Genomic DNA, 26,783 nt, shown 5'->3' with positions numbered 1-26,783 from the left:
GCGATGAAGACACGAATTATGGCATCATAGTTCGTAGCGGCACTTCATCACATGGAGTGGCTGGGTGAACCATTGGTTCGCCACCCGATGCCGGTTCGCTCGCAACGAGCCGGCATCCTCCCTTCCCTTACAGCAGTTCAACGGCACCGAAATAGGGGAAAGTGTCATCTTTCCAAAGCTATCAAGTCACGCCTGAATTTGTCAACCTATGACTAGAGTTTCCTCGAAAATGTAGGATATACCGACATAATTACGGAATTACTTGACATCGTGCGAGTCATTTGAGACGATATGGTTGTGAAGGATGTGAAAAAGAGGCCGGCTCTTGTGGATTACGCGGCTGGGGTCAATGTGGCATTCGGATCAAAACTTCGGCGCTTACGGCGCTCACAAGAAGTTTCTCAAGGGGAACTTGCTTCACGAGTTGGGCTATCTCGGGTAACCATCGCGACCATTGAGGGCGGCAAGCAAAACACACAGCTGCACCATATTTTTCTTTTTGCCAAGGCATTGGATGTCCCGCCTGAAACGCTTATGCCGACCCTACAAGAAGTGGAACAGCAACGCTCTTCGGATCAGCTCGCAGGTGGCATCCAGACATCGGATGTTTTGTTCCTCCAAGATGCGCGGGCTTTACTTCTTCAATTAAAGAAAGGAACTAATGAGAATGAAACAGCTAAACAGAAAGCAGATTGAGCAGCGGGTCCTTGATCTACTGGATGAGCATGACGTCACCTCAGTTCCTGTTCCGGTTGAGCGAATCGCCAGGTCAGTAGGACTTCCTATTGTTGAGACCGAGATGGACGCGGATGTGTCGGGGGCTCTTATCCGAAGTGGCAATCTTCAAGGAATTGCGGTTAACGCATCCCAGGCACCAGTGCGGAAGCGCTTTACCATCGCTCATGAGCTCGCCCATTTCTTGCTGAACCATGTCGATAAAGATCATGTTGATTGGCAATTTACGGTAATCCGACGTGATGGCCGCTCCTCTGAAGCAGAGGACGATCAGGAAATGGCTGCCAATTTCTTTGCAGCAAGTCTCCTTATGCCGAAGGACATATTGCGGCAGGATGTGGAGCTCCATCAACGGTTCGACGGAGAGATTCATCTTGATGACGCTGATATTGGACTTCTTGCCAAGAGATATAAAGTCAGTGAAGCAGCCATGAAATACCGATTGCAAAATTTGGGCTTTATGTCTTGGGCATGAGCAGGGTTCATGTTTCAAGCTGTGCTCGGGCTTTGGTTCGACTTAAGTAATTTCATTCCGCCGAATCCCGATGGCCATAAGACCGCCTGCGTCTACTAAGACATCGCTATCAGGTACGACTTCTTCGATGAAGTCCATACCGGGGCCAAACCAGATCTCAGCTTTTCGCCTCGGTTCGTGCTCGGATTCGTGTCTTATGCTGCTGCATCCTTACATTGGGGCGTAGCCAGAGCAGGTGGGCTATCAATGTTTTTGGGGGGACACCAACAAAAATCGCTGGAGCGAATCACAAACTCAACCTTACTGTGAGACAAGATCAAATACCGGAAACTTCCCAACTGAGAAGCGCAGCGGAACGACCCCGGAACCCACGCATGTGGCGCAAATGCACAGCATTTGAGGGGGTCGTTCCGGTATTTCGAGGTGTCGATTCACGCCACGAATGGCGAGCTAACCTACGGGAGGAAAACGCTTTAGTTATTGAAGACGCGGAACCGTACCCCGGAACCCTCATCGCGCGGCACGGTTCCGGTCCGTAACGGTGTCCCGTAACCCTCGGTGCGTGCGACCGTTACGCTTCAAGTCTTCACAAAAGGATCTGTAGCGGGAACTGAGTGCATGAATTACGTTCCAAAGAACCACAAAAGGAACAACCGGGAGAGAGAATAGCTGTCACGGATTCGTAAGTGCAATGGCGACATTTGTACAGATCGGCCTCATCCTCGGATCGCGCATTCGAGTGATCAATCACGTCCACGAACACATCTTGGGTATCAATTTTCAAAGACCGCGACGCTGTTCCGAAGTTTCGCGGACTCCCCCTTTACCGCATCGGCGCTGCCATTTCGCAGCTTCAGCGCGTTCACTTTAGCTACTTTTTCTCTGGCGTTTCGAGTCGTAACAATGCATCCCAGTCCCGCTCTTGGGCTGGTAGCTGTTCGCGATCAGCAAGAAAGTCTTTGGGGAAGCCAGCCTTATCGAGAGCGTCAAAGATTTCTTTCAACTCGTCCGCTTTTGTTTTTTCCATGTGCTTGTTTCCTTCCTGATGCTCGCGCTCCATTACCAAGTTGTCGTGTGGGCTGTCCTTCGCTACAGCTAAGAGCAATAGACGATTGCGTAGCCAAGTCATCGTGCGGTACTCGTTGGGATGCAGTCTCCGGCTATACATTAGACACCACTTCCGACGGATATTGGCACAGTCGGGTTTCATTGACGTCACCTTTGATGTCTGGCAAGACTACGTGCTACGGTCTTTGTAAATGTCGGCAGCGCAAAAATCAGGAGAACAGAATGACAAACGGAAGCGGATTTAATATTCCGGAAACGTTCAATTTCAATGATCTGGGAATCTCACGTAACCCGACAACGGGGAACTTGAACTGTCTGCATAAACCACTTGAAGAACTCCTTGCATACAACGGGATAGACGCTCGACGTTTCCGCGATAGGTCCTACTTCAAAATGATCTGTATGAGCGCGATTACTGAGTGTTACAAGATTCACCTCTCAAAAGGTGGCAAACCTAACCCCTTTATAGAGTCTTCCTATTTGGCACCGGCCAATAAGAAAGGTTTAGAAGAGGCTCCGCCTGTCGACTAGTCTGGTCTATCAATCGCAGATCTCCCAGCGGTTCAAGGACGCTTACCGTACCTATTTGGCAGCTTTAGAGGGAGGGGGCTACAACCCCTTCGACGACTTCATGGCCAATGTTACCGCGTCACCGTGACTCTGATGCTGGTTGCAATGGAATGCTGCCACTGAATGCAATGTGGCGGCATTCCAAATGCACTATTATCCTGCCGGCCGGTGCAATCCAATCTTGCCACTTGAATACGGTCTCGATTGCCAAATCCAGCGCTCCGCGACCGTTTGACTCCGGTCGGAGCAACAGGCAGTAAGGTGCGGGTTGTCCGTCACTCGGGCAAACCTGTTGCAATCATCTGTCCGAGAAGCCGATTATTCGGACATGTGCTCCGGATCTCAATGAGCGAGTTGGCGATTTGGCGCTTCTTGAGAACGAACTCTAGTAAACGCCAGCCTGTTTAGCTTTTACTAACGACAGGAAGAGTTGACATTCCATAAGCTTATTGCTATACATTCAGACCAGAATCTATTCTCATCGGCAATCTCCAGGTTTCCAATGTAGGGCTGTCCCATGCAGGTACGTTAAGGCTGCGTGTCTTGGGGTGCGATCGTGATCCGACATTTATTCTTATATTCCTCATTCATCTCCATAGCCTGTGGCTGTGCTCAAATTGCGGCCCAAGAATCAAGTGCCGCCACCCAAAAACTGACTGCTGCAGTCGAACTCACCACCGCTCAGAGTAACTTCGCAAGCCCTGCTAAGGCGGCGTCCGAAGCGGCAATGGATAACAAGGATCTCGAGTCCATCGGTAATTTGTCTCTGCCACTGCTGACGATTCATGGACAGCCTCGCCCGACTCTAACCAACGACGAGAAGGGGGCCCTAAGCAAGGACAAAGCGAACCTAAGCACGGAGGAGACGGTCCGAGCTAGAACGCAGACTGAACCGCTTTATTTCGCCTTCAATCCTACTAACCGGAATGTTACTGCCAGATACAAATTCCCCGGCGACTCAAATTCGACTCCCCTGAATCAGTATGACGCTACGTCCGCTCAAACACTCCATAGGCTTCCTGCCGACGTCAACATGATCTTGGTCGAGATCACATGGACCGATGGAAGTGGACCGAAAGGTATCTGCCTTCCAGCTCCGCCCATAAAATGCCCCTGCGATCCGCAGGGAAAACCCTTGCAAACCACGCCTCCCGCCAATAAACCGGCGACGGGTAATCAACCGCCAGACGCTGATCCTTGTTGCATCATCGATGCGATATTTCTTCGAGGCTTTACTGATGAGAATGGCAACATGATCCCCGCGGTAGTTCTGTCTCGATACAGAATGCTCGTATCTGAGGCCCTTATCCGCAAAATCCACGACAAACAATATTCCGATAGCTTCCCATCCTTCGTCATTGACGGCTTTCCTCTGAGTGAATATTTCCCGCAGAAAGCGACTGACGACCCGGTCGAGGCAGACTATACCGATCTTGGTGGATGGGCGTCGGGCGATTATTACTGCTTCCAGGCGTTCCCACCGTCAGATTCGTGCCGCCCGTACACCGAGAAACAGAAGGCGGTCTGTACTGCCAGACCGCAGGCCACCCGGATCAATAGAAAATGGCGGGACAATGGAATTCGTCCCGACCCGGTGAAAGTTTTCGATGTGTTCACGCTGAGACAGATGCTGGCAGCCACGGCCACGCAGTTGGCAGGCGTTTCCGGATTCAGTGCTGCCAGTATTACGTCCGCCTTCGGCAATATTCAGGGAATTACGAGTGATGTCTCTTACCTGAGTGCGCAGGCCACTACAGTCGCCACCCCGACTGTTTCATCTGTACTATCGAACGGAAACAGCCTGAGCAATACGCTTGGCGGCACAGCGGGCCAGACGGGTTCCTTGAGTTCTTCAGGATCGACGATTACTTGCCCGCCGGGTACCCTTCCTGGCGTCGGTAGCTCCGGCAATCCAGCATGTGTCCTAGTGACATCCTCGGTGAATCTGCAGAATAGCTCCGGCTCTGGCGGGACTGCTGGAACGACGGCCAATACCCAATCGACCGTCAATACCGCAGGCGCGGGGAACGTCAATGGAGGATCCAGCAACCTGGGAGGCTTTACCGCCAGCAATGGGTTCAACTCATCGGCTTCCCTAAACAACGTGCAGGGAGCAAATCAAAATAGTACTGTTACCACGAACAGCGGCGGACAGGCTGGAACAATCTCTTCCGTGCCAGTCTCCAACGCATTCTCTGCGCCAACCAATGTCGGCGTGTCCTCTCAGGACATCCTCGCTGAGCAGGTGCAGTTAAATTCTCAGATCACAAACCTCCGTTTAGCTTTACAAGGGGCGCTCTCTGATCAGTATCTGGTTAGGGGCGGGAAGACGATAAGTAGCCGCCAACAGACCACTCTCGGGCTCAACATCACTCTCGATCCCGTAGAGCGTTACCGTCACGCAGCGGCCGAGGTCAGGATTTGGGTCTATCCGGCACGGACTGATGACAGCATGAGCATCGTGAATTTGCTTCCGGCTGCAAAGACATACAACGTGGCGAAAATCACCAGCAGTCAGAAGGCATTTGGCGCTGGCGTGGTTGTGGATGCTGTGAACGTCGGGGCCGCAACGGGGAGGTCGAAGAACCGGCTCTATCTGGCGAAGGACACTGATACGGTGGCCCTAGAGTATTTCCCCAACAGCAACAAGGAGCAGCAGCACCCGTGGTCTGATTATGGAGCCGAACTGGTAGGACGCTCCGCACAAGAACATGCCTTCGATGTGGCGCGGGTGATGGAACTCTGGCAGGAAATAGACCCTTGCACAGACGATCCAGGTCCAGACCTTGAGAAGAGCGCCGTTGGCCGGAGTGCGATCCCCCTGGTCTTCGGCTGGCAATTTAGGCCTGTACTTGGTGCAGACTTCGTGCAAAGCGGTCAACGTCAGGTCTTCGCGCAGCTTGCGCTTCCTGTAGGCACGGGCGACCGATGGATGCCGCTTGTCTTCGTGCAGACCCGGTGGCGCGAATACGATTCAAAAAAACAGGTGATGGGGGCCACATACAAAGATAGCTGTTCGATAAAGCAGGACACTAACCCGGTCCTGGTCAACAGTCCACTCAAAGTGCATACGGTAAATGTGGACGATATGGGCGGTGGGATCGTGAAGGTCAGCGCCGAAGGGGAGTTTTTTCAGCAGGGATTCTCTGTTATGAGCGGACCGACCACCTTGGGCCCGGCTACCTTCGATGGCGAACATATCCAGTTTTTTGCCAATGCAGCGACTCTACTCACTACCGACGATCTGAAACTGGTTGCCGAAAATGGGCAAACTGCTGATCTTGGAGTGAAGCCAATTAAAAACGCGCAGGCGTGCGGAATTGTGTCAGCACACCTGACGGCCGTCCCGCGCCCCGATGGAAATTCTTGGGTGGAAGCAACGATCACTACGGGTCCTGCATTCAAAAAGAATCCTGATGTCGATCCGAATCCGTTGTTCCTTGCTGGTGGCCAGGTGTTTGGTCTTCACGAAACACCTTTCTTAAAGGATGCGCCGAATTCTTGCCAGATAGCTGCCGCGGGCGGCCTCACATGCACCTATAGGTTTTTAGCATCGACAAGCGCTCTTCGATCTGCGCAAACGTTCACAGCGAGAGACCTCTCCTGGATAGGATTCAAGAGCACCCAAAAAATAAACTTCGATCCTTCCTTCGGATCCCTTGTCGCGATGACATCCGATTCTTCGAGTGCAGGTGACGGTTCTTCTTCCAGTAAATCGCCAACCTTATTTACACTCACTGGAACGGATCTGCTCAATCTTCCTGGGCCTGCAAATTGGAGCTGTGGCGGGAATGGTTGTTTAGAGGTCTTCGAGGGAATGTCTCCGATCCAGCTCGGCATTGATAACTTTCAAGTGCCCTCTGCAACAACTGCAGTGATCGCCTTGGGTCCCAAGACCGCAATACCGGAAATCAGTTTTACCGGTAACAAGATTACGATTAGAGCTTCCGGTGCGGGAGCAAAGAAGAATCCTCCGGTTCCACTCGCATATCCTGCCGCACCCCCGCTTCCCGCACATGCGAACCCACCAAAAGACCCGACTCAGTTCTTCTATACAATCGGCGGAGCTGCGCCAGTAGTCGGACCGGCTGCGACACTCTATTCCGACGCGACCGGTATACCCACCGGAGGATTTGCTGTAGGGGCGAACATCATTGTGAAGGCGATGGCGACTGCCCCCAATCAGATGCCCTCGCCCGTTGCCGAAGCGAGATTCTACAAGACTGCCGCTAACAATCTTGTGCCGCAGTACGTGCTGAACGCTTCGTCCGGTAGCTACAAGTTCTACCGCTTCTTGTGGCACTCGACGATTGGAGTTCCGGTCGAATGGGATCTGAGCATCCCTATAGATGCTGCCAAGTCCGGAGTTATAGCATCGACCATTCTCAACGTTAGTGACAGTACGGAAGTGGAGTTTAGCGGGGTGAATGTGCTGCCGGATTCTCCGAATTCGCGAATTTCATTTCTCTATAACGACCAACTCGTGCCTAATGCGCTGTTCAGCTACGATGCCATCAAGAAAGTGCTGAAGTTGATGATTACGAGTGATATGACGGCGAAGCCCGGGCATAAGGAAATTGTTTTGAATGGCTTTTTGCAGGATACTGACGGAACCAGCAAAACGACGCAGATCCTTCTCCCCTTCGATGTAACTAAGAGATGACTCCTTAACACTCCAGGGTCTACGCGATGTTCTATGCAGATGCATACTCGTCGGCAGTGCCATGAAATCTCGGCTGCTGACTACAGGCCAATGCGCTCATTGTGTGATTTTGGCCTGTGGCTGTTATCACTAACCGACAGAAGGTCAAGCGAGCAACCTTCCGGTTTGCCGACAATCCATGCGGGACTGGTTTGTTAATCGTAACCCAGTTGTATGTTGCCAGCACACCCGATTTGATGGAAGAAATGGTTACTAATCCGGGCGTCCGACGCTACTGAAAGACAGGGACAACGCGACTTTCAGCTTGACACCATGCTCCTATGCAACCAACAATCGATTGTCGCGAAGGCAAAAGGCAAGCCTCGGAACGAAATGCAAGTCCTAAATTTGGCTCTTTAGATCACGCAGCAACGATCGGTAAGATTTCCGGCTGTTGCTGTTTTGTCGGAGGCGCGGTAATGATTGGATTGCTCAGTGGGGCGGCAATTGGTTCTGTTTGGGGCTGGCTCTTAGGATCCTGCGCATTTGCAAAGTTGCGTAGACCTATTTGGACTGGAGTCATAGGGTTAACGAGTGCATGTTTTATTGCCGTTCTGGTTGAAATTCTAGCAAGCCGATCGGCTTTGCTCCCATTCTTTGTTGCTATTGCCGTGATGTTGCCTATCCGCGCCGCTTATGGCAGATAATTGTTGCAAATTTAGCAAGGCCGATGCAGGATTGGCTTCCAGGTTTTCTTTGACGAAGAGCTCGAGACGGGCGTTCACTGAATCGTAACTGCGGAGGAGACACTTATGTCAGAACACACTTCCCTTCTTCAACTTCTTGGTGCCGGCGGCTTCGGCGCTATTATCGGTTGGTACGTCTATTACATCAATCGGTACCGCCGTGGAGACGTGCAACTGACCGACTTAGTGACCTTGGTGGGTGTGCTTGGCGGAGGAGCTGTCCTTGCCCTATTTCCCGCTCGCACAGACTTATTCGGAGCATATGGCATTGGACTGTTTGCTGGGTTCTTTGGTTATTTCCTCATTCTAGTAATACTGGTAGCCAACTCTTACAATTTCACCTTTGAGTGGTTTCTCGACGGACGACGACGTAAGCTCAGTGATGATTGGGAAATTCCGGGTGACGTCCGCGGAACTGTAGCGGCGATGGAAACACCAAAACCCGTCATCCGCAACTAGGTGTTCCGCGATGATGCATGCAAGCCTATCGGATCTATTGCTTTGGGGTGGAGTTCCCTTCCTCGGTCTTTGGGCTGGGCGGCTACTGTGGGCAGAAACTCCGCCGCGAGACGAGGTTCAACCTAGGAGCTTTGGCAGTTTCTTCTTTTTAGTGCTTGGTCTCGGTGCTTATATGGGACTCATGAGAGCCGATTGGCTCGGCCCTTACGGAATAGGGCTTTTTTGCGGATTCTTCAGTAAACTCCTCTCTACATTCGTACAAGTCGCCGCCTCCGACGTTCGCGGCCGAGAGTGGTTCCTTGATGGACGACAGCTCCGTCCGATGCGCACTGTTATGGCAGGCATACCCCCACCGGGCTCTGAGGGCACAACTATGCCCTTGTGGATCAGACCGGGTGATACCTACAAGTTATGGATCGAACTAGGTCCGTCGGTTAGGCCGGATGAGCAACCCATATCGACATCCAGTTATCCCAAATCAGTCATCCAGCTAAAGGTCGCGCTCTTCACGTTCGCCAATGAACTGCAGGTTTCCGGCGCAGATGTGAGCGAGTTCGATTTGGAGACAACAGAGTCCGAGTCCCCTCCCCGCGACCGGACAGCCTCTAGTCGAGGTCTCGTTCCATCGCGGCTTTTAGACAAGCGGGTTGCTTTCCTCGTTAAGGCACCTGCGCGAGCGGGCAAGCATCGCATTCGTTGCAATGTGTACTTCAATAATGCGCTCGTGCAGTCACGACTGATTTATGTGCGGGTCCGCAGGTTGCCGCTCATGATCGAGAGGTTTCTGCGTAGCATTGCTGATCCGCTGCGCGAACTGTCACACCGGCCGCGCATGGCGGCATCGCGTATCGACTTCAGCTTAAGCAGGACGCTCGACCCGCATCAACTCGAACCGTTAGGTTCGCCACGGCTCAGTATGATCCTGAACGACAACGAAGATGGAACACACACTTTGCGTTTACTTGGTAATAATTTCAAAGCTGATGCAAGCTTTGATGGTATGGAGCTTCAGGATCTCACTGACGGCTTGCGGGGGGTGCTCCGGCAGACTGCTTGGGGTAGTAGAGAACCGTGGAAAGCGGGATTTCAATATCGATACGCGGATCTCAACATTGAAAAGCTCGAGAGCGACCTCACGACGCTCGCCGTCAAGGGCTATCGCTTCTTCGATAACATCATCAATCGATTCATAGATGCTGATGAGATTAAAGAGTTCACGGATCTTATGAAAGAACCAGGCTTGGTCCAGTTAGCACTGAAGCACTCTGCTAGCCTGGTACTTCCCGCCGCTATGATCTACGACTATCCGCTGGATACTGGAGCACCCCGGCTTCGATTGTGCAACTTATTCCGCGCGAACATGTCGTCCAAAGATACCTTCTTGGGTGATACTCCCTGTTTCCGTGGATCATGCCCCAACCGCGACGACCTAGAGGTCGTTTGTCCAGGTGGATTCTGGGGATTCCGGCACAGTCTCGGCATGCCTCTCTCTGTGGCCAAAGGCACGAGCGCACCTTTGGTGCTTGAATGTGCTTCCGGGCCCCACCTTGCGATCGCAGTCTCAACGGATCCGCAGTTTACTATGCGGGCGCAGCATGAGATCGCGTTGAAGCGGCTCCTAGCAGATGATGGTTGGCACTATTGCGCAACCCGTAATTCTGTTCCACATTTACTGACGAATACGAGTGTGCACGTTGTTTATTTTTACTGTCATGGTGGAATGTCAGGGAGCACGCCGTTTCTCCTCGTTGGCCAACCTGGGGAAGCAGGCATTACTCGTGACAACCTGCGCTCATGGAAGGTCAATTGGGTAAAACCGCGACCACTTGTCTTCATCAATGGCTGCCACACTGCGGCGCTCGAACCGAAGACCGCTCTCAACTTTGTTAGCGGTTTCGTTGAAACTGCTAAAGCGGCGGGGGTAATAGGAACCGAAATTACGGTGTTCGAGCCGCTCGCCAGCGCCTTCGCGGAGGATTGTCTGCGACGATTCATACAGCGGGGAGATGAAATAGGTAAGGCAGTACGCGATGCCCGACTAACCCTACTGAAGGCAGGAAACCCACTTGGATTGGTATATATTCCATACGTAGTACCGACTCTGCGGCTTGGTGACTCAGTCGACAAACCAGAGTCCTAAATCCATTGCCGCTGGCGAAAAAGCCAATCTCCGTGATTATTTCAACACCTGTGTTCGGAGCGATATTTCGCGTAATAGAGGAATCATAGCTCTTCTTTCGCGGCACCTCTGCTGAAAATCAGCATCTAATTTGTGAATAACCGACTTCTCGGAGATGTGACAACAAATCTCGACATTGGTCAACTCCCGGTTTGTCGGCAAACCGCGCCTTACTCCCCAGCGCCTGACTCCGACTAGGTCCTCCTGAGCGAACCGCAGCTGCGCCACCGCACGCCTTCGGCGTGGATGAGATTTTGCACACCCTTTGTTGATCGCCGAAGGTGGCAGCATAACTTTGCACTTGGTGGCAGAATTGATTGCATTCAGCATCTGATGCCCTAGGCCCTGTCATCAGCGTAGGAGTTCAATGCAAATTGCACTTCAGAAAGTGCGCGCCGGGCTTCATCTTGCCGCTTTACCGATTGCTCGGGATTCTGAATGACCAGCTCCAGGCGATCCCTTTCCAGCAAGAGCCACTCGTACATCTCTCTTCGCTTTCTGTTTTCTTCTTGGTTGCGTTGTTCTGCGAGAGCGGTGGCCACTGCCTGATGTTGTCGATAACTTTTGATCCCATCTCCCTGGAAGACGGAGGCCACACTCGTGAGAAGAAACCCTAACGGATTACGAACATCTCGTCGCGATTGCATCACAGCACTCTTCTCCCGAATGATGCTCGCGATTTCATCGGTGCCGGCGTCGGGACAAGCGCTGCGGCAGGAATCAAGGAGTTGGTGTGCCGCCTGCTCGTCGGCTACGTAAACTTCTTTCGCCAACGTTTCCAGGATCAAGAGAACTTCATTCGTCGACGACGATTCATTCCTTTCTTCTATTCCTAAAATACTTCCTAATACTGGGGTCGTTTTGACCACAGTCCCTGGGGTTATATTGACCACAGTCCCTGGGGTCATTTTGTCCACTGTGTCTATCTTCACTGGGGTTGGAGCGACCACTGTGGTCGTTTTGTCAGCGAAACAAGCGCGTGGCTCCAATGGCGAACCATCCCTTTGGACGAAACGACGACCTCTGTCCCAAATTGCCCACTCCATACCAGCAGCCTTTCGTCTTTCCAGAGTTTTCGTAAATGAGTAAACACGGTAGGTACGTCCTGTTCTTGAGTGGACATTCTCTTTACCAATTTCTTCGAGGGCAAGCTTCTCGACAAGCAACGCAGTATTCCGTTTACAGTTTTTGTCCGTCATTCCGCAGAGTCTCTTCATTGTTCTCCACCCAGCCGTAATGGTTCTGATCTCAGGCGTCTCCGCTTTTCCATGAGCCCAGAGGGCTTGATAGAGGGTCGTTTCACCGAGGGATTGTCCGTGCTGCACAAGCGTGCAGCGATGCACTTTGTAAGGGCGAGTCCGTGACTTATTAGTAGCCTGATCTGCCACTGTGGCTGGTGCAACCACTGTGGTCGTTTTGTCGCTAAACGAGACGTCTATCCCGCGCTCAGCGAGTTCAGGAGGGACATCGTTCCTCCGAATGCTGACAATCTCGGCTGCTGATTTGAGAAAAGAGAAAGCCCCGTGGGTGTTCGGGGCTTTTTCCAACTCTTCCCAGTCCAATATCTTTTTGACGCGCTCACGCTGTTTTGACATTGATTGGTACTGCCTCCGCTTTTCCGAAGCGATTGATGAGGACGTCAGCCAATTGCTCGTAATCTTCTAGTGCTTTAGATTTCGGATCGTAGTCGGCGATGAACTGGCGATCAGCTGCGGCTCTCACTACGGACTGATCCGTTCGGATCGGCCCATAAACCGGAACTTCGCGTCGTTCGGAAATGGCGGCGAGAGTATCCAAGACCCTTTCTGTCACTGCCAGCCTTCGGTTTAATTTCACCGGCAACATTCCTAGCGTTCGGATATTTAAACCGCGCTCTAGCATTCGATTGAGTGTTTCGCAGGCATGAATAGTCGATGTGGCTCCCTGCACGCTCAGAATGTCCATATCCACAGGAACTAGGACGTTCTGCGTATAGACCATGGCGCACGTCTGGAAGAGGCTGATGGAGGGCGCTACGTCGATAAGCACAGCGTCGTAATTTCTCTCGCAATCCAACAGCATGTGACGAAACAGAAATTCACTTCCCGGCAAGCCCATGGTCTTAGTTTCTGCGTCCGTCGTGAAACGGTTGCCACAGACGATGTCGAGTCCTGGCCTAGCACTAACCACGCATTCACGGATCGCGAGCTTCTCCATCAGCAGATCATTCAGGAAGGCTGGAGGGCTTAGCCCCAAAATGACGGCCAATGAACCTTGTGGATCTGCGTCGATGACAAGAACACGCAGTCCTCTGTCGGCAAAGCAACGAGCAACGGTTGCAGTTGTAGTTGATTTGGCGGACCCGCCTCGCTGGTTGGCAATCACAATCCGGATCATGCCATTTGCTCCTGAGCGCGACGCGAAGCGGCGATTTGCTTCTCAATCCAAGCCTCTACATCAGCCTCAAGCCAACCCACAGTATTCGGTCCAAGTGAGAGTGCTGCCGGAAACGTGCCTTGTGAAGCGCGGGCATAGATCGTGCTGCGCGACAGCCCAGTTTTAGTCTTTACAGCTGGAAGCCTGAGTATTTTATTGGACATGTGAGAACCTCGATGGACATCTTGGTTCCACAATGCATCGAGAACGTTCCCTAACGATTCAATTGAAAAAATTAGACATCAATTGACTTTTCGACGCCGACCTGAGAGCGCGAGATAAGATCAAGTGCCTCTCGGAGCCATTTACGAACCGTATTAGCAGAAAGTCCACCGTCGATGTGTCTGGCTTTGCGTTCGACCTTGGAAACGAGTTCTTTATCCATTCCTTTATGCCCTTTCACTTCTAAAAGCGCAGCGAGGACGATCAGGATCGAATCCTGCTCTTTAGTATGCAAATGCCTAGGTTCATGCTGAGTTCGCGCTTCATTGAGCCGCTGCTTGAGGCCTTGGATATCATCGAGAGCTCGTGATACCGCGTCCTCCAGATCAGATCCGTGATCGTCCACGAGATCTCTACTTGCAACCCATTCGTTTGATGGCTTCCACTCGCTGGCGTCATATCCTTGCAGCTTTCGACGCACCAGAATGAGACGCTCGACCTCCTTTGCCAGCGCAAGCTCCGATGCTTCATACTCTTCAAATGCCAAGATGTCTGTCGGTAACATTCCGTCATCAAAGCCGCTGAAGACAAGCCAATTCAATAGGTCGCCATAGAAAACATAAGTGCGATCCGCTATTGGGGCTTCATCCCCATAGTCGATGAAGTCTTTGAGACTTCCCGTTTTGGTAATGGAGGGCAGGCGTCCTTTGGAGATTGCTTGCAGCATGTGGGCCTGAATCTTCCCGGCCAAATCAGCTTGAAGTTTGGTCGTGCGCTTTTCAAGCTGAGAAGCTGCGAGGTTCATTGAACGGAGTGTAGTAAAGGGATAGCGACCTTGCTTGTACAAATCTCTGACGATGAGGGAAGCTGCACGCGACACAGTGAGATACAAGATACCGAAGTGGGGAAGTGCTGGATATGGACGCGGCAACGAACTGTAACGGTAGTGGGTCATCGTTCCCACCCCTTCGGGCTCGAACTCCGAAACCGTCTGTTCTTCTTCCCACTCCATCGGAGTAAGAGCTGTATCGCTCATTTGTCGGGTCCTTTAGCTGTGAAGAGGAGTGTTTAGTCCTGAGATGTAATCCGCCCAGGTTTGAAGCATTGCTTTGCGCTGATCGGCATATTCGGCTCTGTTGTATACGCCTCGCACGCCACCAATCGTATGATTGAGAGCTTTCTCGACCACGTCCGAAGCGAACCCCTGCTCATGGAGGATTGTCGATCCAGTACGCCTTAGATCATGAATCGTGAAAGGTGGGATCGGAAAGCTCATTGCCCCCATTGCTTGATTTAGAGCATTGCCCGCGAACGGCCTTGTAAGGCTGCCGCGGCCAGGGAGAACCAGTTCGGAGTCGCCGGAAAGTTGCCGCAACTCCTTGAACATCTCTTTGACTTGAGCCGAGAGATATACCGTATGAGGTTTGCCGGTCTTTGACTGTGCTTCGGGTATCAACCATTCTCCAACCTCAAGATTTACGTTGATCCACCTCGCTTGCAGCAGCTCAGATTTGCGAACCAACGTCAGAAGAATGATGTGTAGGGTCAGTTTGAACTGACGGCGAATGTTGCTGCGATAGAGAACCTGAAGGTAGATCTTCAGTTCGTCCGGCGACAGGGAGCGAGTCCTGGGGCGAGCTCGCGTTATAAAGCGCATGGGGGTGGCGTGTGTTGGGTTCGCAGTTACGAGCCCGCAGACAATTGCATAATCGAAGATGCGCTTGAGTAGGTTACGAAGCTGGGCGGCGGCTGACTCGAAGCCATTATCGCGTTTCTTGAATACGAGCCGCTGAACGTCTTGCGCTGTGACATCTCTCAATGCCCAAGTTCCGAACGCCGGGTAAATTTCTTTTTCGAGATAGCGGCGAAGCTGCTTAGTGTCCTTTCGATCTCTCTCGATCACCTCTTTGAAGTAACGCTCACTGAAGTCGGCAACTGAGGTGGAGTTAGCTAATGCGAACTTCTCTAGCTGCTTTTGCTTTGCCGGAGACACGCCTTCATGAACTGCTTTCGCAAGCTCGTCGCGTTTCGATCTCGCAGCCTTCAGGCTCACATGGGGGTATTGGCCCAGCGAGACCTTCTCCGTCTTCCCCTTGAACTGATATCTGTATCGCCAGGATGCTGCGCCGGTCCGCATCATTTCAAGAGCGAGGCCCCTACCGTCGCTCACGGAATATCGAATCGCTTGGGGCTTGAGAGCTTTGATTTGGAGCTCAGTCAACGCCATCTGAGCCTCAGATTGTCCACAGACGTCAATTTTGGTAGCCACATGAGATCAGTGTACAGCCCTGTGGACAACTTTGAGAACGGCTCTCTAAGGCCTTGGTTGGACGCGATTGGTCACTAAAGTACTGTATATATTGTGATAATCGCGATGACATGGATTTCCTTGGAGCGCCAAGGAACCGCTCTCATTTGCCGATGCAGAACTTACTGAAGATGAGATTGAGGATGTCATCACTCGTTGTTGAGCCTGTAAATGCATCGAGAGCACGAAGCGCATCGTAGAGATCGATCAGAATCATCTCGTGGGGAATGTTCGCATCTGCAGCGTGTTTCGCTTTGGTTAGCGAGTGCAACGCTTCCAATATGGAGCGCTGCTGTCGCTGGTTTGTGAGTAGCGCGGACTCCATGGCGGGAGCCTCTCTGGTGATCAATTGGAGGATGGCTCGGCGTAGTTCGGGGATGCCGAATCCTGTCAAAGCGGACGTCTCTATCGTTGGAAGGGTGGGACGCATGGCCTTTGATTCAGGCGAGGCGAGGTCTTGCTTGTTGATAACAAAGAGGATGGGGCGGCCAGATAACGCCGCTGCGGTTGCTTCGTCTTCTTCGTGAAGTGGGGCGGTGGCGTCGAGGACGAGGAGGACTACGTCTGCTTCGGACATGGCTTCGCGGGATTTGGCGATGCCAAGCGATTCGGCTTCTTCGGTGGAGTCTCGCAGGCCTGCCGTGTCGATGAGTTGGACTGGAATACCTTCGATAGAGACTCGTTCGATGACGAGGTCGCGGGTTGTGCCTGGAGTTGCAGTGACGATGGCTCGGTCGCGCTGGACGAGGCAGTTGAAAAGAGAAGACTTACCGACGTTTGGACGACCGACCAAGGCGAGGGTGAAGCCATCGCGGACGATGCGGCCATAGGAGAAAGTCTGCTCCAGAGCTTGGAGCGGGGCTTGAACGGTGGCGATTTGGGCTGTGATTTGGTCGTTTGGGACGAGATCGATGTCGTCTTCGGCGAAGTCGATGCCAGCTTCCAATGCGGCGATGAGGCTTACAAGTTGTTGTTTTATTGGGGTTATCTGGCGGGAGAGAGAACCGCCCAGCTGCTGCGCGGCGATGCGGGCCTGGTGGAGGGTGGTGGCTTCTATAAGGTCGTGGACAGCTTCGGCCTGGGTGAGGTCGAGGCGGCCGGAGAGGAAAGCCCGCTGGGTGAATTCGCCTGGTTCGGCGAGGCGGGCACCGACGGCAACGCATTGGCGGAGGAGGTGATCGAGGAGGACTGGAGAGCTGTGGGCGGCGATCTCGACGACGTCCTCAGAGGTGTAGGAGTGGGGGGCCTGGAACCAGGTGACTACAGCTTCGTCGAGCGTTTGGGTAGTGGAATCCCCAGTGGAATCAAGGATCTCGGCGAAGCGGGCGTGACCGGGAGCGAGAGGGTGGCGGAGTTTGAGGAGGGGCTCTGCGATGGCGCGGGCGGCTGGGCCAGAGAGGCGCACGATGCCGATGCCGCCGCGACCGGGCGGGGTGGAGATGGCGACGATGGTGTCTTCAGCGTCTGATTCAGCGTTTGAGGCGGAGTTGTGGTTTAGGTCGCTCACGTGGATTTTTCCATGTTAGCGGGAGAAAAAATCTGACGTGGCGGTTGTGGTGTTTTTGCTGGGGTTTTTTGAAAAAACGGTATTCACGACGTGGTTTTTTGCTGGTGTGAGCGTGGTGTTTCGGTGGTGAGACGAGGTGTTTTAGCAACGCTTATTTGTGTAAGAAAAAATACGCCAATTTATGAAAATATATTTTTTGACGTAAGCGCTAAAGTTGCATCTAACGGTGCGACTGGCTGGGTGGTCCGGTCGCTTCAGGATGCAATTTCTCTCCTGACATTCTTTCGATAGATGAAATCGCCCTATTGGCGCGGGGAAGAGTCGCGCGATGGCTACGGGGGATGCAGCTGCGACTTGAGGGTTAGACGAGTGAGCCATCGGCTGGTGAGCCGGCCGCAGCAGGTGCGAAGCAAATTCGAATCGACCGCAGCAATTTGATTTTCCGTTTGATCAAAACGTCGATTTGCACCGATGGTAATCGTTCTACAATTCGAGTCGCGTTCGAGCTAAGGATTTGAGCAGTCTGAAGTTACAGACGCATCACCACCTGCGCGTTACGCGGGTAACTATGCAGTTATTTGTTTATTCCCCGTCTGCCTGTTTCTTTTTCCGAGGCTACAACATGAAGCGATATCTGTTCTCCCCCTTCGTCGCCCTCGTGGCGTTCGTCGCCTTTCTCACACCATCCCCACTCCTCGCCCAGTCCGATAGTTCGTCCGTCGCCGGTACTGTGACGGATGCCACCAACGCAGTGCTTCCCAACGCCAAAATTACGGTCCATAACAACGCGACCGGAAATGACAGGAGCATCACGACCAGCCAGAGCGGTACGTACACGCTAACGAACCTGCCTTCGGGGAACTACACGATCAAAGTGGAGGCCCAGGGGTTTGAGACGGCTACGCGATCCAACGTCCACCTGGACCCCAATATTGGCAGTCGCGTGGACCTGGCGATGACAGTGGGTAACACCAATTCCGTGGTGAACGTGGACTCCGACGCAAACACGATCCAGACCGAGAGCGCTTCGGTTGGTCAACTGGTGACGGAAGAGCAAGTGAAGTCCATTCAACTGAATGGACGTAATCCGTTCTACCTATCGCAGCTTGAGCCGGGAGTCGTTCGAAACAACGCAATCTCGGCGTTCAACTTCTCGCTGGACAATACTGTTTACATCAACGGCTCGCGTTCGGAGGAGAATCTGATGACGCTGGACGGCGCTCCGATGGTGCGGACGCGGTCTAACAATGACAGCACCGGCGTGGCGGATGTGGATGCGACCTCGCAGGTGCAGATTCTGACGACGAGTTATCCGGCAGAGTATGGCCGCACCTCCGGCGGTCAGATCCGCATCGTTCCCAAGAGTGGGACGAGCAACTTCCATGGAAGCGCGTTCGAGTATCTGCGCAACTCGATTCTGAATGCGAACACCTGGACGCGAAACTCCTCTACCGATCCGACCATCAACGGCAAACCACCAGCGTTCCGCTACAACCAGTTTGGATGGAACCTGAACGGGCCGGTGTATATTCCGGACCACTTCAACAAAGACCGCAAGAAGCTGTTCTTCCTGGCAGGTGAGGAGTGGGTACGGTATCGCCATGACGATACGGTGACAGGCAAGGTGCCGACCGCGCTGATGCGTACGGGCAACTTCAGCGAGCTGCTGAGTCCGAACATCTTTTACTCCACACCGCAGCAGATTGTGAATCCAGCTACCGGTGCACCTTACGTGGGCAACATTATTACGACGGGGTTGAGCCCGAACGGACTGGGCTTGCTGAACGCCTACCCAACGCCGAACGCGGATAACGTTGCGTATAACTGGATCGACTCTGCGCCGCTGCCGGAGAATCAACGCAAGGATACGCTGGTGCTGGACTATGTTCCGGCGGACGCTCATCACATCCGGTTCAGCTTGCTGAACTTCAACTACGACTACGACCAGCCACACGCGGGCAACTTCAACCGGACGCCGCAGATCTGGCATCGGCCTAACCAAGTAGCCGTGGTGCACTACACGTGGACGATCAGTCCGACGATCGTGAACGAGGCGATTGCCGCTGCCTCTGCCGACCATGTGTCGATCGGCGTGGATCTTTCGAGCGGGCGCTATGACCGTACCCAGTACGGGATCAACTATCCGTATCTTTATCCTGCGGATGAGAAGGAGATTCCAAACAAGATTCCGACGATTGAGATCGCGAACTTTACTACGCTTGATGGCGGTCCTTATCCTTCGCACTCTGGCGGCGTGGTCTACGACTTTGCCGATAACCTGACGAAGGTGTGGGGAAACCATACGCTGAAGTTTGGGATTCTGTTTGAGCGGTCAGGCGAGAACGACTTCGACCAGATCAGCGTGAGCAGCACGACGCCGGGCGCAACGAATAATCAGAACGGTCTGTTTACCTTCAGCGATACGCGCACGAATCATCCGACTTCGACGGTGGCAGCGGCCAATGCGGCGCTGGGCGCCTTCGATACGTATGGAGAGATCGGGCAGAGGTCGTATACGCTGTTCCGCGGCAATATGTGGGAGGGGTTCGCACAGGACCAGTGGCGCGCTACCCCGAAGCTTTTGATTGAGTATGGCGCGCGGTACAGCGTGATGCAGCCTTACTCCGCGGTGTGGGGCAACCAGGCGGTGTTCAGCCCGAAGGACTACACGCTTGCGGATGCGCCGAAGGTCGATCCGATTACGGGATATACGACCGGAGGCGATGCGTATGACGGCGTTGTGATTCCGGGCAGCCACTTTCCCAGCTCCGCGAACGGGCACGTGTCTGCCGATATTCTGGCGAACTTCAACCGGCTGTTTCGTGGATACAGCAGCGGCTACTCGAAGACGGAGTACTCGAACATTCAACCTCGGGTAGGGTTTGCGTATCAGCTTGGGCAGTCGGCTGTGATCCGTGGCGGCGCGGGACGTTACGTGCAGCGGCTGGGGATCAGCGACCAGGTTCACCTTGGCGGCAATGCACCGTTCCAGCCTTCGGCGACGGTGACTGCCGGCATCGCGGACAATCCCGGGGGCGTGGGCACGAACAGCCTGCCGCTCTCGTTTACCTCGCAGCCCTATGACTTTCCTAACCCAGAGGCATGGGGATGGAACATGACCTTCGAACAGGAGTTTCCGAAGGTTGCAACGCTTACGCTGAGCTATGTCGGGCGGCGCGGGCTTCACCTGCAGCAGCTTGGCAACCTCAATCAGCTGGAGCCGGGTACGGTGCAGGCGAATCCTGGCGTGAGCGCGACCGATGCGCTGCGTCCCTTTCAGGGGTTCTCTACGATTCTTGAGATTGAGAATCGCGGAAGCTCGACGTACCACTCGCTGCAGGCCAACCTGAAGCGGCGGCTCTCGAAGGGCTTCCTGTTCGGCGTGGCGTACACGTGGTCGAAGAGCATGGACTTCGGTTCGGACCAGAGCTTTGAGCTGCCGAACTACTATGACAAGTCGATCTCGTATGGTCCGAGTGACTTCGATGTGCGGAATGTTCTGGTCATCAATTATGTCTGGGATATTCCGTTTGGGACGAACTCTGCGTATCGGCTGGTGCGGGGGACGCTGGGCAACTGGCAGCTCTCGGGAACGACGCAGGCGCAGACGGGCGAGCCGTTTACGGTGTCGCAGGGCAATGACTATGCGGGCGTAGGGCCCGGTTCGGGAAACCAGCCATGGGTTATTACGCGGACTCCGCACGTCTCCAAGAAGTTCAGCGGAACGACGGGCCAGCAGTGGTTTCAAGGGAGCGTCTACCAGGCGCCTGCGGAGGGAACGTTCGCAGGACGGGGAACGCGCAATGCAGTGTATGGTCCTGGCTTCCAGAGCTGGAATGCAGCGCTGCAGAAGACGTTCCATGTGATTCCCAACCACGATAACCACTCGGTGGTGTTCAAGGCGGAGGCGTTCAACTTCGTCAACCACCCAAACCTGGATACGCCGGATACGAATCCTACGAGCGGAACCTTTGGCGAGGTGACGCAGAAGGGCAATACCTATGCGTCGGACCGGCAGTTCCAGTTCAGCCTTCGTTATGCGTTCTAGAGGCTCGTACTAAATGATGTGACGATGGTCCCCTGCTGTTCGAGAGAGCGGCAGGGGATTTTTTGGCTTTTTTGGAGACTGTGAAGGAGGTTTACGATTGAAGGATGGCGACACAGTTTTCGAATGAGGCTTTGAAGTTTTTGCGGGGGCTGAAGAAGAACAACGACCGTGAGTGGTTTGGGGCGCGGAAGGATGTCTATGAGAAGCAGCTGAAGGAGCCGATGCTGGCGCTGATCGGCGAGGTGAATGAGGCGATGGCGGAGTTTTCGCCGGAGCATCTGCGGCCCGCGAACAAGATTCTGATGCGGATCTATCGGGATATCCGGTTCAGCAAAGATAAGCGGCCGTATAAGCACCATGTGTCGGCGTGGTGGGCGAGGGATGGGTTGCAGAAGACTTCGGGTGGAGGGTTTTATCTGCAGGTGAGTTCGACCGACGTGCTGATTGCGGCTGGGGTGTATATGCCGGAGCGGGAGCAGCTGCTCGCGATTCGACGATACCTGGTGGATCATCACGTGGAGTTTCGCAAGATTATGGCGGGGAAGAAGCTGCGGTCGCTGATGAGCGAGACGGAGACGCTGTCGCTGACGCGGCCGCCGAAGGGTTTTGCGGCGGAGCATCCGGCGATCGACCTGATTATGTGCAAGCAGTGGGGCTTGTCGGCTACGCTGCCGGTGGAGCGAGCGACCTCGCCGGGATTGCTTAAGGATGTGGTGGAGCGGTTCAAGGTGGCGGCGCCGATGATACGGCTGCTGAATACGCCGTTGATAGGGAAGCCGAAGAGGCCGATGTTTTAGCTGGGTGTCGCGATGGCGAGGGTAGAGACGATGGCTGCGGTTGGTTCGCTTCGGCTGCGGCCAGAGTTCGATTGATAGTGCCGAGATCGGTGGGCGGTCGAAGTATATTGATGTCACCCTTATGAGATTTTTTACGGCTCGTCTGTTCGCCCTGATGTCCCTGGCTGTGGTTAGCTACGCGCAGGAGAAGCCTGTGATCACGCTCGATGAGTTTATGAACACGACGGATATTCGCGAGGCGCGGCTTTCGCCGGATGGAGCGGCGGTGGTGGTTGCGACGACTGCTCCGGACTGGCAGCGGAACCGGTTCCGTGAGGACCTGTGGCTGTGGACGCGAAGCAGCGGGGCATTGAGCGCGTTGACGCACTCGGGACACGACTCTTCGCCGGAGTGGTCTCCCGATGGGATGTACGTTGCGTTTCTTTCGGACAGGGCTGTGCCCGGCGCGGAGGGCGACGACAAGGATGAGACGAGCCGGGTTTGGCTGATTCCGACGCGCGGGGGCGAGGCTTTTCCGCTCTATAGCGAGAAGCTGGATGTGCATGGCTTCGCGTGGTCGCCTGATGGCAAGGCGATTGACTTCTCTGTAACCGAGCCACTGGCGAAGAGCGCAGAGGAGGTGCGGAAGGCGGAGTGGAAGGATGTGGTCCGGTGGCGGGAGCAGGAGCGTGGGGATGTGCTGCTGACGTTGCCGGTGGCGACGGTGATTCATGAGAGCGGCAAGATGCCGCAGGCGCATGGGGAAGCGAAGACGCCGGAGGACAGGCCTGCGTATCCGGATGCGGCGAAGGTGATTGCCCATAGCGACCGGGCGATTGAGACGATTTTGCCTGCGCCGGTGGGCGACCGCATCGCGTTTGAGACGAGGTCTGTTTCGCGGCGATTGGAGAACCCGGCGGATACCGAGATATTTCTGGTCGCGACGCAGGGCGGCGACGTGAAGCAGTTGACGCACAATGAGGGGCTGGAGAGCCATCTCACCTGGGCACCTTCGGGTAAGAGCCTCTACTTTCTGGTGAGCGCGGCGGCGGGTTCCATCGAAGGGCCCTACCAGGATGTGCAGGGGCGGGTGTATTCGCTGGATGTGGAGTCGGGGAAGGTGACACGGCTGGGTAGCGAGTTTCAGGGCTCGTGGGAGGACCTGACGGTGACGCGGGAGGGTAAGGTGCTTGCCGCGGGGTTGACTGGAATGGATCAGCATCTCTACCGGATCGACGACGCAAAGTTTGAGGCCGTGGGAACGCTGCCGGGGAGTTACGGCCATCTGAACAGCTCGCTGCAGAGTGGCGCGGTGTTGTTTACCCACTCGACCCTTACCGAGCCAGCGCAGGTGTACGTTGCGAGCGGGGGCGACAGATTCAATGAGGCGAAGGCGGTGACTGCACTGAACCCGATCTTTGCTGAACGGGCGCAGGTGAGCTGGCAACCGTATCGTTGGAGGTCGAGCGATGGGAGTTCGGTGGAGGGTGTGCTGATCTATCCTCCGGGGAAGAAGGGCGCGAAGAATCTGCGGATGCTGACGCTGATTCACGGCGGACCTGCGGATGCCGATGGCGACCGATTCGGCGCGGACTGGTACGACTGGGCGACGCTGGCGGCGGCGAAGGGATGGCTGGTATTTCGGCCGAACTATCGCGGATCGACCGGGTATGGAGATGTGTTTATGCAGGGCATCATGCCGCACCTGGTGTCGGTGCCGGGCGTGGACATACTGACGGGCGTGGATGCGCTGGTGAAAGATGGCATCGCCGACCCTGCGCATCTGGCTATCGGCGGCTACAGCTATGGCGGATACATGACCAACTGGTTGATTACGCAGACCACTCGGTTCAAGTCTGCAGTGACCGGAGCGGGCGCGGTGGAGCATGCCGCGAACTGGGGGTTTGACGACCTGACGCGCGATGATGCGTGGTATCTCTCCGGCACACCGTGGGAGAAGCCGGAGCTGTATGAGAGCGAGGCGGCGCTGTTTCGGATGGACAAGGTGAAGACGCCGACGCACCTGGTGGGCGGAGATGCGGACGATCGCGTGAGCTTCTTCGAGCAGATTGTGCTGGAGCGTGCGCTGGAGCGGCTTGATGTGCCGCATGCTCTGCTGATGTTTCCGGGTGAGAATCATCCGCTGGATAAGAATCCTTGGCACGGATACATCAAGGTTCGCGAAGAACTGAAGTGGCTGGAGAAGTACGATACACAATAGATTTGAATGGCGGGCCTGAAGCGCGCTGAAGGTGTCCTGGTGACGGCACTTAGAGAGACATGCCGGGTTGCTTGTGGGGGGCGATGGCTGTTGATAGCCCTTTGCCTGATGGGCGAGATTTTGCACGCTCAAAGTGCTACGAGGAATGCGGCTGTGGTAACGAGTTCGTCAGCTTCTGTCTCGTCGCCCTCCGAGACGAGCGGTGGCGATGCGAAGGAGGACCTCGACAGCTGCCGCGTTCATCGAGTGATGAGCTTTCCGGGAAGTCATAAGTTTGCGAGTGATTTTATCGAGGCGATTGCGAGCGATCCTGATCCGAATGCGGACGACCCTGATGTTGTCTGGGGTTTAACTGCTGACCTTAGCAGCGAGGTTCCAGCGCGCGATCGAGCTTTGTATATCTCGAAGTCAATCGATGCAGGTGCAACGTGGAGTGAGGTAGCGCGGGTGGATTCGAGATACTTTGACGCGAAGATTGGCGAAGGGCTGCGGAATGGCTTCAGCGTGACTCCAGGTGGAAGGTCGTTTGTGATCACCACGCAGCGGGGAGCGTTCGAGGTGTTTCCTCAGCCGAGTGGGACAGAGAGTCTGGTGAAGGCGATTGAAGGGCCGAAGGTTCCACCGTCACCACCCAAGATTCCGATTAATAAAAAGCCCGGCGATCCGGTAAGAGCGAACGTCGTCGAGATCACCGCCGATGGAAGACGGCTCTTAGTCGGGTATGGCTACTTCGACCTCACACCACAGCTCTTCAGTTATCGCAGAGATGAGGACGCCTCGTGGGTGGCAGAGGGGCCTGTGGCGCTTCCACCCACGGAGATGGACCTGCTCTCGATGGAGTTCGACGATCCGAAGAGGCCGCATCCGGGCTTTCTTTATCTGGGGACGGGGGACCAGGTCTATCTATTGAACATGCGCTCGATGAAGTGGAGCCGCGTCGAGGGAGTGGGTCCGGACTCTGCGATTCACGGAATGAGTGTCGTGGGTGGGCTGCACCTGGCGGCGTGCTGGGGAGTGTATAACCCGACGGGGCCGGGCTCGGTAAGACGAGTGACTGAGGCGCGATTCCTGATCCATCGGAGCTCCGATGAGGCGGGATCAAATGTACGGGCTTATAGCGTCGAGGTGGATCCGGCGAGGCCGAATCGGCAGGTGGTGACTGCGCTGACTGGCGTGTATACGAGCGAAGACAGCGGCGAAAGCTGGAGGAGGATTAATGATCTTCCCGAAGAGGAGTTTCGCACGGCGCACTTTGGTGGGGATGGCACGATTCTTGTCTCGGGGATTGCGGGCACGTACCTGGTCAATCCTTTTTCAGAGGGCTGCTCGCCTCGGCTTAAAGTTCATGGCAAATGAGGGTTGATAGCGATCTGCTGACGATCGCCCTGCGCGGGCGGCGGTCACTTCGTGACTTGTATATCCCTTCGGGTGGCGCTCCCGTTGGTCTACCTTCAGACGAGCGGGCGGAGTGTCTGATAGCTGATGCGAACGGCTTCGAGTGAGGTCATGCCGGCGATAGGCGGATCCTGCTCGACGAAGATGTGCTGGACGCCAGATCTTTCGGCAGCAGCGATGATGGACTTATAGTCGATGTGGCCGCGGCCGATCTCAGTGGGTGGATGTTTGGGATCGACGCCCAGAGTGGTGTTGACGGGTGTGTCCGCAGGAAAATCTTTTGCGTGCATGAGCGGATAGCGGCCGGGATACTTTGTGAAGTACTCGATGGGGTTGTGACCTGATGTCGTCATCCAGCCGCAGTCGAGCTCGAATTTGACAAGCTCAGGATCGGTCTCCGCAAGCAGTGTCTCGTAGCCGGTGTGGCCACCGAAGTCGCGGAACTCGAAGTTGTGGTTGTGATACGCGTACTGCAAGCCAGCCTTTTTGGCTTGCGCGCCAATCTCGTTCGCCTTCGCTGCAACTTTTTTGAAGTCGTCGAGTGTGAACGCGTTGAGCATACCAAGCATCTTCGGAAGGTCCGCTGCCTGGAGTTGAGCGTAGTGAAGGATCGAGCTAACGGCGTAGTGAGCGCCGAGGACGTTTGCCTGTTCGAGGAGTTGCGAGGTTTCAGACAGACCGAAGAAGAGATGAGCGCTGGGGCATTTCAGCCCGGCGTCGTCGAGCATCTTTCGTAACTGAACGGGTGACACACTCTGGAGAGGAAAGGATTCGACCTCGCGATAGCCGATGCCGGCGAGTGCTTTGAGGGTTGCGGCTGGGTCTTTCTTGAGCTCGTCCTGCACGGTATAGAGCTGCACGCCGATGGGGCGGGTGGTCTCTGCAAATGCGGGGCGGAAGGGAAAGATGGAGGAGAGACCAATGGCGGCGGACTGCTGCAGAAACATACGGCGAGACGGATTCATGCTTCACCTGATCTTTCGGGAATGGTGCCTTGGCTGATAGGCAAGTCTACTTGTAGCTTGTGAAGGGATGTCAAGAAGAATAAGGGCAGGTTCGCCCTGCGCGGGCGGCGGT

Annotated in this window: 18 protein-coding genes; 10 read left to right on the top strand and 8 right to left on the bottom strand. The window is 54.7% G+C overall.

All coding sequences use genetic code 11. The annotated features are described in order from the left end of the window. Positions 1–291: 291 nt before the first annotated feature. Both GSQ94_RS04550 and GSQ94_RS04545 read left to right on the top strand, forming a co-directional pair. Positions 292–696 (top strand): helix-turn-helix domain-containing protein, encoded by a 405-nt coding sequence (locus tag GSQ94_RS04550; RefSeq protein ID WP_216843010.1) that lies wholly within the window; start codon positions 292–294, stop codon positions 694–696. Then, positions 668–1,210, top strand: a complete 543-nt coding sequence (locus GSQ94_RS04545; protein ID WP_158942128.1) for an ImmA/IrrE family metallo-endopeptidase — start codon at positions 668–670, stop codon at positions 1,208–1,210. Before GSQ94_RS04550 ends, GSQ94_RS04545 begins: the two co-directional genes overlap by 29 nt. An 871-nt stretch (positions 1,211–2,081) precedes the next feature. On the opposite strand, the gene GSQ94_RS04540 is transcribed toward GSQ94_RS04545, so the two are convergent. Continuing rightward, positions 2,082–2,339: a hypothetical protein gene (locus tag GSQ94_RS04540; RefSeq protein WP_158942127.1), complete on the bottom strand. Its 258-nt coding sequence runs from the start codon at positions 2,337–2,339 to the stop codon at positions 2,082–2,084. A 161-nt stretch (positions 2,340–2,500) separates the two neighbouring features. Here GSQ94_RS04540 and GSQ94_RS04535 point away from each other — a divergent pair, with 161 nt between their 5' ends. The 4 genes from GSQ94_RS04535 to GSQ94_RS04520 all read left to right on the top strand — a co-directional run bounded on the left by GSQ94_RS04535 (position 2,501) and on the right by GSQ94_RS04520 (position 10,835). Beyond that, positions 2,501–2,809: a hypothetical protein gene (locus GSQ94_RS04535; protein WP_158942126.1), complete on the top strand. Its 309-nt coding sequence runs from the start codon at positions 2,501–2,503 to the stop codon at positions 2,807–2,809. 577 nt (positions 2,810–3,386) lie between these two features. After that, complete coding sequence (locus GSQ94_RS04530; RefSeq protein WP_158942125.1) at positions 3,387–7,511, top strand: hypothetical protein; 4,125 nt, start codon at positions 3,387–3,389, stop codon at positions 7,509–7,511. Positions 7,512–8,302: 791 nt separating this feature from the next. After that, entirely contained in the window at positions 8,303–8,695 is a 393-nt protein-coding gene (locus tag GSQ94_RS04525; protein WP_158942124.1) for a hypothetical protein, read from the top strand. 373 nt (positions 8,696–9,068) lie between these two features. After that, complete coding sequence (locus tag GSQ94_RS04520; protein WP_158942123.1) at positions 9,069–10,835, top strand: hypothetical protein; 1,767 nt, start codon at positions 9,069–9,071, stop codon at positions 10,833–10,835. Positions 10,836–11,212: 377 nt separating this feature from the next. Here the strand turns inward: GSQ94_RS04520 and GSQ94_RS04515 are convergent, their stop codons facing one another. The 6 genes from GSQ94_RS04515 to mnmE all read right to left on the bottom strand — a co-directional run bounded on the left by GSQ94_RS04515 (position 11,213) and on the right by mnmE (position 17,266). Next, positions 11,213–12,469, bottom strand: coding sequence for a hypothetical protein (locus GSQ94_RS04515; protein ID WP_158942122.1), 1,257 nt, complete (start codon positions 12,467–12,469; stop codon positions 11,213–11,215). Continuing rightward, complete coding sequence (locus GSQ94_RS04510) at positions 12,453–13,250, bottom strand: ParA family protein (protein ID WP_158942121.1); 798 nt, start codon at positions 13,248–13,250, stop codon at positions 12,453–12,455. The genes GSQ94_RS04515 and GSQ94_RS04510 overlap by 17 nt, the downstream gene beginning before the upstream one ends. Further along, a complete protein-coding gene (locus GSQ94_RS04505) occupies positions 13,247–13,453 on the bottom strand; it encodes an AlpA family transcriptional regulator (protein WP_158942120.1) in 207 nt (68 codons plus the stop codon). The genes GSQ94_RS04510 and GSQ94_RS04505 overlap by 4 nt, the downstream gene beginning before the upstream one ends. Positions 13,454–13,524: 71 nt before the next feature. Next, positions 13,525–14,487, bottom strand: a complete 963-nt coding sequence (locus tag GSQ94_RS04500; protein ID WP_158942119.1) for a hypothetical protein — start codon at positions 14,485–14,487, stop codon at positions 13,525–13,527. A gap of 12 nt (positions 14,488–14,499) precedes the next feature. Then, positions 14,500–15,678 (bottom strand): integrase arm-type DNA-binding domain-containing protein, encoded by a 1,179-nt coding sequence (locus GSQ94_RS04495; RefSeq protein ID WP_158942118.1) that lies wholly within the window; start codon positions 15,676–15,678, stop codon positions 14,500–14,502. Between the two features lie 184 nt (positions 15,679–15,862). Then, complete coding sequence (gene mnmE, locus GSQ94_RS04490; RefSeq protein ID WP_158942117.1) at positions 15,863–17,266, bottom strand: tRNA uridine-5-carboxymethylaminomethyl(34) synthesis GTPase MnmE; 1,404 nt, start codon at positions 17,264–17,266, stop codon at positions 15,863–15,865. A gap of 622 nt (positions 17,267–17,888) precedes the next feature. Between mnmE and GSQ94_RS04485 the strand changes: the two genes are divergently transcribed. The 4 genes from GSQ94_RS04485 to GSQ94_RS04470 all read left to right on the top strand — a co-directional run bounded on the left by GSQ94_RS04485 (position 17,889) and on the right by GSQ94_RS04470 (position 25,667). Beyond that, on the top strand, positions 17,889–21,314 hold the full coding sequence (locus tag GSQ94_RS04485; protein ID WP_158942116.1) for a carboxypeptidase regulatory-like domain-containing protein: 3,426 nt from the start codon (positions 17,889–17,891) through the stop codon (positions 21,312–21,314). 104 nt (positions 21,315–21,418) lie between these two features. Next, positions 21,419–22,111, top strand: coding sequence for a DUF2461 domain-containing protein (locus GSQ94_RS04480; protein ID WP_158942115.1), 693 nt, complete (start codon positions 21,419–21,421; stop codon positions 22,109–22,111). Positions 22,112–22,232: 121 nt separating this feature from the next. Then, positions 22,233–24,311: a S9 family peptidase gene (locus GSQ94_RS04475; protein WP_158942114.1), complete on the top strand. Its 2,079-nt coding sequence runs from the start codon at positions 22,233–22,235 to the stop codon at positions 24,309–24,311. Between the two features lie 6 nt (positions 24,312–24,317). Next, complete coding sequence (locus GSQ94_RS04470) at positions 24,318–25,667, top strand: hypothetical protein (RefSeq protein WP_158942113.1); 1,350 nt, start codon at positions 24,318–24,320, stop codon at positions 25,665–25,667. A 95-nt stretch (positions 25,668–25,762) separates the two neighbouring features. Here the strand turns inward: GSQ94_RS04470 and GSQ94_RS04465 are convergent, their stop codons facing one another. Then, on the bottom strand, positions 25,763–26,671 hold the full coding sequence (locus tag GSQ94_RS04465; protein WP_158942112.1) for a sugar phosphate isomerase/epimerase: 909 nt from the start codon (positions 26,669–26,671) through the stop codon (positions 25,763–25,765). Positions 26,672–26,783 lie beyond the last annotated feature (112 nt).

The sequence above is a fragment of the Granulicella sp. S190 genome, from assembly GCF_009766095.1.
Classification (GTDB): Bacteria; Acidobacteriota; Terriglobia; order Terriglobales; family Acidobacteriaceae; genus Edaphobacter.
Note: the sequence above shows the minus strand (reverse complement) of the source record. Positions and strands in the feature narration are given on the sequence as shown.

What these genes read in the sequence shown, in the direction of transcription:
- GSQ94_RS04470 (WP_158942113.1), top strand. Translation starts at nt 24,318, where the DNA reads ATGGCGGGCCTGAAGCGCGCTGAAGGTGTCCTGGTGACGGCACTTAGA.
- GSQ94_RS04510 (WP_158942121.1), bottom strand. Translation starts at nt 13,250, where the DNA reads ATGATCCGGATTGTGATTGCCAACCAGCGAGGCGGGTCCGCCAAATCA.
- GSQ94_RS04525 (WP_158942124.1), top strand. Translation starts at nt 8,303, where the DNA reads ATGTCAGAACACACTTCCCTTCTTCAACTTCTTGGTGCCGGCGGCTTC.
- GSQ94_RS04485 (WP_158942116.1), top strand. Translation starts at nt 17,889, where the DNA reads ATGAAGCGATATCTGTTCTCCCCCTTCGTCGCCCTCGTGGCGTTCGTC.
- GSQ94_RS04475 (WP_158942114.1), top strand. Translation starts at nt 22,233, where the DNA reads ATGAGATTTTTTACGGCTCGTCTGTTCGCCCTGATGTCCCTGGCTGTG.
- GSQ94_RS04480 (WP_158942115.1), top strand. Translation starts at nt 21,419, where the DNA reads ATGGCGACACAGTTTTCGAATGAGGCTTTGAAGTTTTTGCGGGGGCTG.
- GSQ94_RS04550 (WP_216843010.1), top strand. Translation starts at nt 292, where the DNA reads ATGGTTGTGAAGGATGTGAAAAAGAGGCCGGCTCTTGTGGATTACGCG.
- GSQ94_RS04505 (WP_158942120.1), bottom strand. Translation starts at nt 13,453, where the DNA reads ATGTCCAATAAAATACTCAGGCTTCCAGCTGTAAAGACTAAAACTGGG.
- GSQ94_RS04465 (WP_158942112.1), bottom strand. Translation starts at nt 26,671, where the DNA reads ATGAATCCGTCTCGCCGTATGTTTCTGCAGCAGTCCGCCGCCATTGGT.
- GSQ94_RS04520 (WP_158942123.1), top strand. Translation starts at nt 9,069, where the DNA reads ATGCCCTTGTGGATCAGACCGGGTGATACCTACAAGTTATGGATCGAA.
- GSQ94_RS04545 (WP_158942128.1), top strand. Translation starts at nt 668, where the DNA reads ATGAAACAGCTAAACAGAAAGCAGATTGAGCAGCGGGTCCTTGATCTA.
- GSQ94_RS04515 (WP_158942122.1), bottom strand. Translation starts at nt 12,469, where the DNA reads ATGTCAAAACAGCGTGAGCGCGTCAAAAAGATATTGGACTGGGAAGAG.
- GSQ94_RS04500 (WP_158942119.1), bottom strand. Translation starts at nt 14,487, where the DNA reads ATGAGCGATACAGCTCTTACTCCGATGGAGTGGGAAGAAGAACAGACG.
- GSQ94_RS04540 (WP_158942127.1), bottom strand. Translation starts at nt 2,339, where the DNA reads ATGACTTGGCTACGCAATCGTCTATTGCTCTTAGCTGTAGCGAAGGAC.
- GSQ94_RS04535 (WP_158942126.1), top strand. Translation starts at nt 2,501, where the DNA reads ATGACAAACGGAAGCGGATTTAATATTCCGGAAACGTTCAATTTCAAT.
- GSQ94_RS04495 (WP_158942118.1), bottom strand. Translation starts at nt 15,678, where the DNA reads ATGGCGTTGACTGAGCTCCAAATCAAAGCTCTCAAGCCCCAAGCGATT.